Origin of the sequence: Phocaeicola faecicola, from assembly GCF_013618865.1 — a bacterium.
Lineage (GTDB): Bacteria > Bacteroidota > Bacteroidia > Bacteroidales > Bacteroidaceae > Phocaeicola > Phocaeicola faecicola.
Genome location: NZ_JABSOE010000114.1, coordinates 1 through 5,501 on the forward strand (window position 1 = coordinate 1; position 5,501 = coordinate 5,501).

Consider the following 5,501-nt stretch of genomic DNA (forward strand, 5'->3'; position numbering starts at 1 on the left):
TGTTGCACCTGCAATTCTAATTCTTCAAATTCTTGTCTGTTCATAATAATTGAGGTTTGATTGTATTCACTGCCGCAAAGCTACAACCAAACCTCAAAGTGTAAAAGGTGCATTTCTTCGAATGAACCATCCGGACAATAGATTTTTATTATCTTTGCTCTGATAATATTAGAGGATAAATTTTAGGGTTATTTTGTTATCTAACTTTCTTGTGGAAACATAAAGTATATGGTAAAAAAGTATATTAACACAGTTAAAGGCATTTTTTATGTAATCTCCTCGGGACGCTCATCAAAGGACATGTTTACAGGAATATTTAACTTGAATTTATACAAGGGCGGGGTACTGAGGAAGGAAATAGGAATTAATAATCTATTAAAGGTAAGACACCTTAAAATTAACGGATTCATCAATATAGATGATTTGTATTTCATGCAATATATGGATAATTTAGAGGTGTTGGATTTATCAAATATCATATATCACAGGAAAAAAATTCATGAAGGAGAGAAACTTAAATTAAGAAAGAATCTGCTGAAAAGGAAAAAGAAACTAACGACTATTCATTTGCCAGAATTCATAAGTTATATACCGGATAATTTTTTTTATGATTGTAAAAATCTTCAAAAAGTGGTAATTCCCGGATCTGTTAAAATTATTGGCTGCAATGCTTTCAGTGGCTCTGGTATAAATGAAATCCTAATACCAAACTCTATTGAGCGTATAGACCATGGAGCCTTTGATAATTGCAAAAACCTTGAATCGGTAATAGTAGAAGACGGTAAGAAATTAATTTCATGGAAAGGAATTCAGTTTTATAATTGTCCGTCTTTGAAGACTGTGTATATAGGAAGGAATTTCAAAGAAGAAGATACTTTAATTTCGCATCAAGGCATAGATGAACTCAGATTAGGGTGCTTGGTTAATAATATAAATTTTGACTTTGACTTTGTAAATAAATTAATCTGCGAAATGAAGACACCTCCTTCCGTAAAAGGAAATCTTAATAAAATAAACTATATAGATATAAAGCATAATTATGACTTGTTCTGGATCCATCCTTTATGGAACAAGATGTTGAGAAAAAATAACAGCAAGCATGCAGTAGGTGATCTCAACACAGAGTCTTGAGCCACATCATATAAAGCCCCGGAAAAGACTGACAGTCATATTATTGACTTCTCAATATCATCGTATGGAGATTCAATTTAAATATAACCGGCAGGAAATTGCGGTTTAAAAGGTAGTGTAAAATAAACTGTGTCACGCATTATTTCCTATTAGAAAACTCATCGGTCGGGGAACGGCCAGCGCCAAGGGGCGGGACCACCCGTCCCGACGAGCGTAAAATTACAATAATTTAAATCGTTCTCCAAACTTTATGGCCAGTTGCTGTGAGATTGTAGCCCAATTGGCAAGTGGCATAGTCCACTTCTTACGTATGTTGCGGTATGCAAGATAAACCAGTTTCTCAAGGGCTGTATCCGACGGGAACACGCCCTTGTTTTTTGTTACCTTACGGATTTGGCGGTGATACCCTTCAACAGTATTTGTGGTATATATAAGCTTACGGATAGCCGGAGTGTACTGGAAGTATTCGGATAGCTTATCCCAATTCTCTTGCCATGACCTGATGACGATAGGATACTGTTCACCCCATTTCTCTTCCAGCTTAAGAAGTTCATTTTCTGCCGATTCTTTATTTACAGCCTGATAAACGCATTTCAAATCCTTCAGGAATTCCTTTTGATTCTTGGAGCCTACATATTTGATGGAATTACGAATCTGATGTACGACACAAAGCTGTACGACTGTATTGGGATAAACACTTTGGATTGCTTCAGGAAAACCTTTCAAGCCGTCTATACAGGCTATAAGAATGTCTTCGACTCCACGGTTCTGGAGGTCTGTCAGAACACTGAGCCAGAAGTTTGCTCCCTCATTTCTTGATATATACATTCCGAGCAGCTCCTTATGTCCTTCTCTGTCAATACCCAGCACATTATAGATTGCACGTGTAACAGCACAACCACGTTCATCCGTTACCTTATAATGGATAGCATCCATCCAGACTATAGGATAGACAGAATCAAGCATACGTGATTTCCATGCCTTTATTTCCGGAAGTACACGGTCTGTAATGGCGCTGATTGTATCTGCCGATACACGATTACCAAGATTCTCTTCCATCCAATCACTAATCTCACGTGTGCTGTTACCAAGAGCATACAGGCCGATTATACGGTCAGCAACACCTTCTGCCAGAATGGTCTCACGCTTCTTAATGAATTGTGGATCAAAGCTTGAATTACGGTCACGGGGAGTAGATACGGTTACCTCGCCCAATGAAGTCTGGACCTGCTTTTGCATTTTCCCGTTACGGCGGTTGCCCATTTGACGTTCTTCTTCTGTAAGGTGTGCATCCATCTCACCTTCCAGAGCTGCATTCAGGATACTTTCCAATAAGGGAGCAAAAGCACCGTCTTTACCTAACAAGGACTTGCCCGCTTTCAGCTGTTCAATAGCCTTGTTCTTGATACTCTCAAAATCAAACTCTTCTTTCATAAAAAAACTGTGTTAGCAAAGTTAATATTTTATTCTTTGCTGACACAGTTTAATTTACATCCTCGAGATGAAACAATAGAGGCCATCTCAAGTTTATTTTGAGACAGCCTCTATTTAGGACTACTCATACGTTATAACTATATTTTCCAACAGACTGTATTAATGTTCAGAATGTCATAGTCGGTTCAACAAATCTTTTATAAACAGGTCTCTGTTCTCACAGCTAAAGAGGTAATTCTTTTTTTTAGTTAATATGAAAATTTGTTGATTGGGATTCTTTACATAGGAATAATATTTCCCATAATGGGTGCTGCCCATTACACCTATATACCCCAAAAAGCCATTACTTCCAAAATAACGGACATCATTTTGAACACCGTCATAAACAAAAGCGTCCTTAATATAAGAATACGGAATGCATTTCTTTCTAAATGCTCTTTTTATAACGAGCTGGTCCTTTTCCAAACATATAGATGAAGGAATCACTATCAGCATATATATGTATATAGACACAAGAATGATGCCTAATAATAGGCTTGCGATTTGATTCTGCAAAGATTGTAGCATAAAAGTTCTTAATAAAAACATAAGTCCAGTAGTTAATAAAATAATCTTTAATGCTAGAGACCAGCGTTCCATTACCGGCTGAAATTTTGATTCATATACGCTCATTACATTGCTAATGTCTTATGTATTATTTCAAAAAGTTCTTTATCTGTATATCGTTCCATTACTTCAGGACGTTTTTCTTTTACTAACTTAACCAAATCTAGAACATAGTGATTTTTGTACTCATCTGCTAACTCATATACACTTCCGTCCTGTGTTTCAACGTCCCAAACTTGCAATGCCATTTCACTGTTGATTGTTCTGGAAGCACACACTACGGGACCACCAAGTGCTGCATAGTCAATTCCTGCTCCAACATATGCAACACCTAACAAGATCCATTCACCGATCCAGAAGAATCCCATTTGTACGTTTATAGAGTCTTTACTTCTTGTTATTGCAGTATGGTTTAACAATTTTATATTGGAAGAATTGGCATTTTTAAAAATATCATATTTTTCACACAATTCTACAAATTTTCTAATATCTCTCTTTGTTACAGCCTCTCGGAATTCTGGTTTACAAATTGCTAATAAAAAACGTACAGTCCCGTCATTAGTATCTATAGAACTTTTTATTCCTAAAGACTGGGCATATTCCAAAGGGGCATTCAAAAAGGCTTCCGCAGCATTTATATCATTTAAAATATTATGTGATAATAAACTCATATCGTGAATATACACCTGTTCTTCTTGTGGTAGCTTTTTCATAGAAATAGCAGTAGTTTCATCATCTACAAAATTTTCTTCTGGCGTAATGGCTAAATTAGGAAAATCATTTGATTTCTCACATGAAGAAATTGCAGTGGCAGCTATTGCTGCTCCAACACCTAAGGTTAGAATTTTACTTTTCATAATTTGCTTTCTTTTGTTTAATATTGTATTTTAGTATAACTTCAGATATATATTTGGATATATTATTTTTAATATATTCTATTTTAGAGGGATCATTCAATAGCAATAGACAGGCTTCACAATTATGCATATCAGCATTAATCTCAATATTTTTCCCGGTTTCCATTGCTATTTTATTTAAAATAAATTTCGGTCCATCAACATAAGCCCATACTTTTAAAAAATCATCAAATTGTCCTGTATATATTTTGTTTATACCTGCAGTATTTATATTCCCAATTTTTAAAAACTTAGCTTTTCTACAAGCCAGTCCACAACAAGCATATACATTCCCTTCCGGGTCAATAGGAATACTCTCAAATAGGCTATTGCACCCATGGGATATTATAGGTCTCTGCACATATCTATGTTTTATTAATTCATTATAATTTGTATCACGTTTAATTTTATCCTCCATATCAAATGGAATCCATATACCAGAAGAAAAGATAACTTTATTATCCCGTATATACTCTTGTAGTTCTTCATGATTTTTGAAATCTTCCTCAGAAAACTGTGAGCTTGGATTCGTTTCTATATTTACCAAACAGGACAAATCCACTTTAGCAGCTGCTCTTATAGCATTTACGATATTATCAAAGGGTACCCATTTTTGATGATCATCTCCCGTACTTAAATTTAATTCATTTAACCCCAATTCCTTCAGTAACTCTAAAATTTCAAGAGCCTTTTCATAATTAACAGCCCAATACCCATTAGTAACAACCCTTGTAATAAGCCCTTTTTTATGTGCATAATAAATGGCTTGATATAAATCATTTTTTAAGGAAAAGCATTCTCCACCACTAAAGACAACCAGCCTAATCGTAGGGAAAGCCTTTATACATTCCGATATATAGGTTTTCATTTGTTTAAATGACATTCTTCCCCTACGTTCTTGGTTGCACTCAAAACAACAATTCTTACACGCTGCCGTACAATAATAAGTTGTCAACAATGATAAAGTATTAGGTGATGTAAAATTTAGTAATTTCATGTCTAGTTGTTTGTTTATGAGTTTAATCTCTTTTAAAATGTTACTCATATGGCGAAGATAATTGTTTTTTTTGTTATATTAAAATGGTTGCATGCAAAAATTTAATTTAATTATACTATTTTTATCAATGAAAATAGTACTGGTTGAACATAAAAGACTGGGGAGTAACTTCGGTAAAATTATATTTTGTCTAAAGCAAATCATTATCAGTTATGGAAACTGAAGAGCTATCTTTTTGTAGGAGGATATTAGGGGATTAACGTAAAAACCTGAGGGATTAGTTCAATAAATATTATCTTTGCAATAAGAGTGTGCGACAAGAAGTCGTACAAGTAATTGTTCAGCATGATGTCTGAACCTGTTGTTCCGTCAACAGTAGCCTAAAGAGGCGTGCTTTACGAGTAATTGTTTGGTGCGAAGCCCTCTTGACAATATGG

The 5,501-nt window shown here is 34.9% G+C and carries 5 protein-coding genes; 1 reads left to right on the forward strand and 4 read right to left on the reverse strand.

The window, feature by feature from the left end; genetic code table 11:
* Positions 1–228: 228 nt before the first annotated feature.
* Positions 229–1,131: a leucine-rich repeat domain-containing protein gene (locus tag H3001_RS18510; protein ID WP_181215724.1), complete on the forward strand. Its 903-nt coding sequence runs from the start codon at positions 229–231 to the stop codon at positions 1,129–1,131.
* A 219-nt stretch (positions 1,132–1,350) separates the two neighbouring features.
* On the opposite strand, the gene H3001_RS18515 is transcribed toward H3001_RS18510, so the two are convergent.
* The 4 genes from H3001_RS18515 to H3001_RS18530 all read right to left on the reverse strand — a co-directional run bounded on the left by H3001_RS18515 (position 1,351) and on the right by H3001_RS18530 (position 5,112).
* Entirely contained in the window at positions 1,351–2,565 is a 1,215-nt protein-coding gene (locus H3001_RS18515; protein WP_181215725.1) for an IS256 family transposase, read from the reverse strand.
* A gap of 174 nt (positions 2,566–2,739) precedes the next feature.
* On the reverse strand, positions 2,740–3,237 hold the full coding sequence (locus H3001_RS18520) for a PH domain-containing protein (RefSeq protein WP_181215726.1): 498 nt from the start codon (positions 3,235–3,237) through the stop codon (positions 2,740–2,742).
* Positions 3,237–4,028, reverse strand: coding sequence for a hypothetical protein (locus H3001_RS18525; RefSeq protein ID WP_181215727.1), 792 nt, complete (start codon positions 4,026–4,028; stop codon positions 3,237–3,239). Before H3001_RS18525 ends, H3001_RS18520 begins: the two co-directional genes overlap by 1 nt.
* On the reverse strand, positions 4,018–5,112 hold the full coding sequence (locus H3001_RS18530; RefSeq protein ID WP_246368704.1) for a radical SAM/SPASM domain-containing protein: 1,095 nt from the start codon (positions 5,110–5,112) through the stop codon (positions 4,018–4,020). The genes H3001_RS18525 and H3001_RS18530 overlap by 11 nt, the downstream gene beginning before the upstream one ends.
* Positions 5,113–5,501 lie beyond the last annotated feature (389 nt).

Bases quoted from the DNA above. Each gene is read 5' to 3' on its own strand.
- H3001_RS18530 (WP_246368704.1), bottom strand. From the start codon at position 5,112: ATGAGTAACATTTTAAAAGAGATTAAACTCATAAACAAACAACTAGAC.
- H3001_RS18510 (WP_181215724.1), top strand. From the start codon at position 229: ATGGTAAAAAAGTATATTAACACAGTTAAAGGCATTTTTTATGTAATC.
- H3001_RS18515 (WP_181215725.1), bottom strand. From the start codon at position 2,565: ATGAAAGAAGAGTTTGATTTTGAGAGTATCAAGAACAAGGCTATTGAA.
- H3001_RS18525 (WP_181215727.1), bottom strand. From the start codon at position 4,028: ATGAAAAGTAAAATTCTAACCTTAGGTGTTGGAGCAGCAATAGCTGCC.
- H3001_RS18520 (WP_181215726.1), bottom strand. From the start codon at position 3,237: ATGAGCGTATATGAATCAAAATTTCAGCCGGTAATGGAACGCTGGTCT.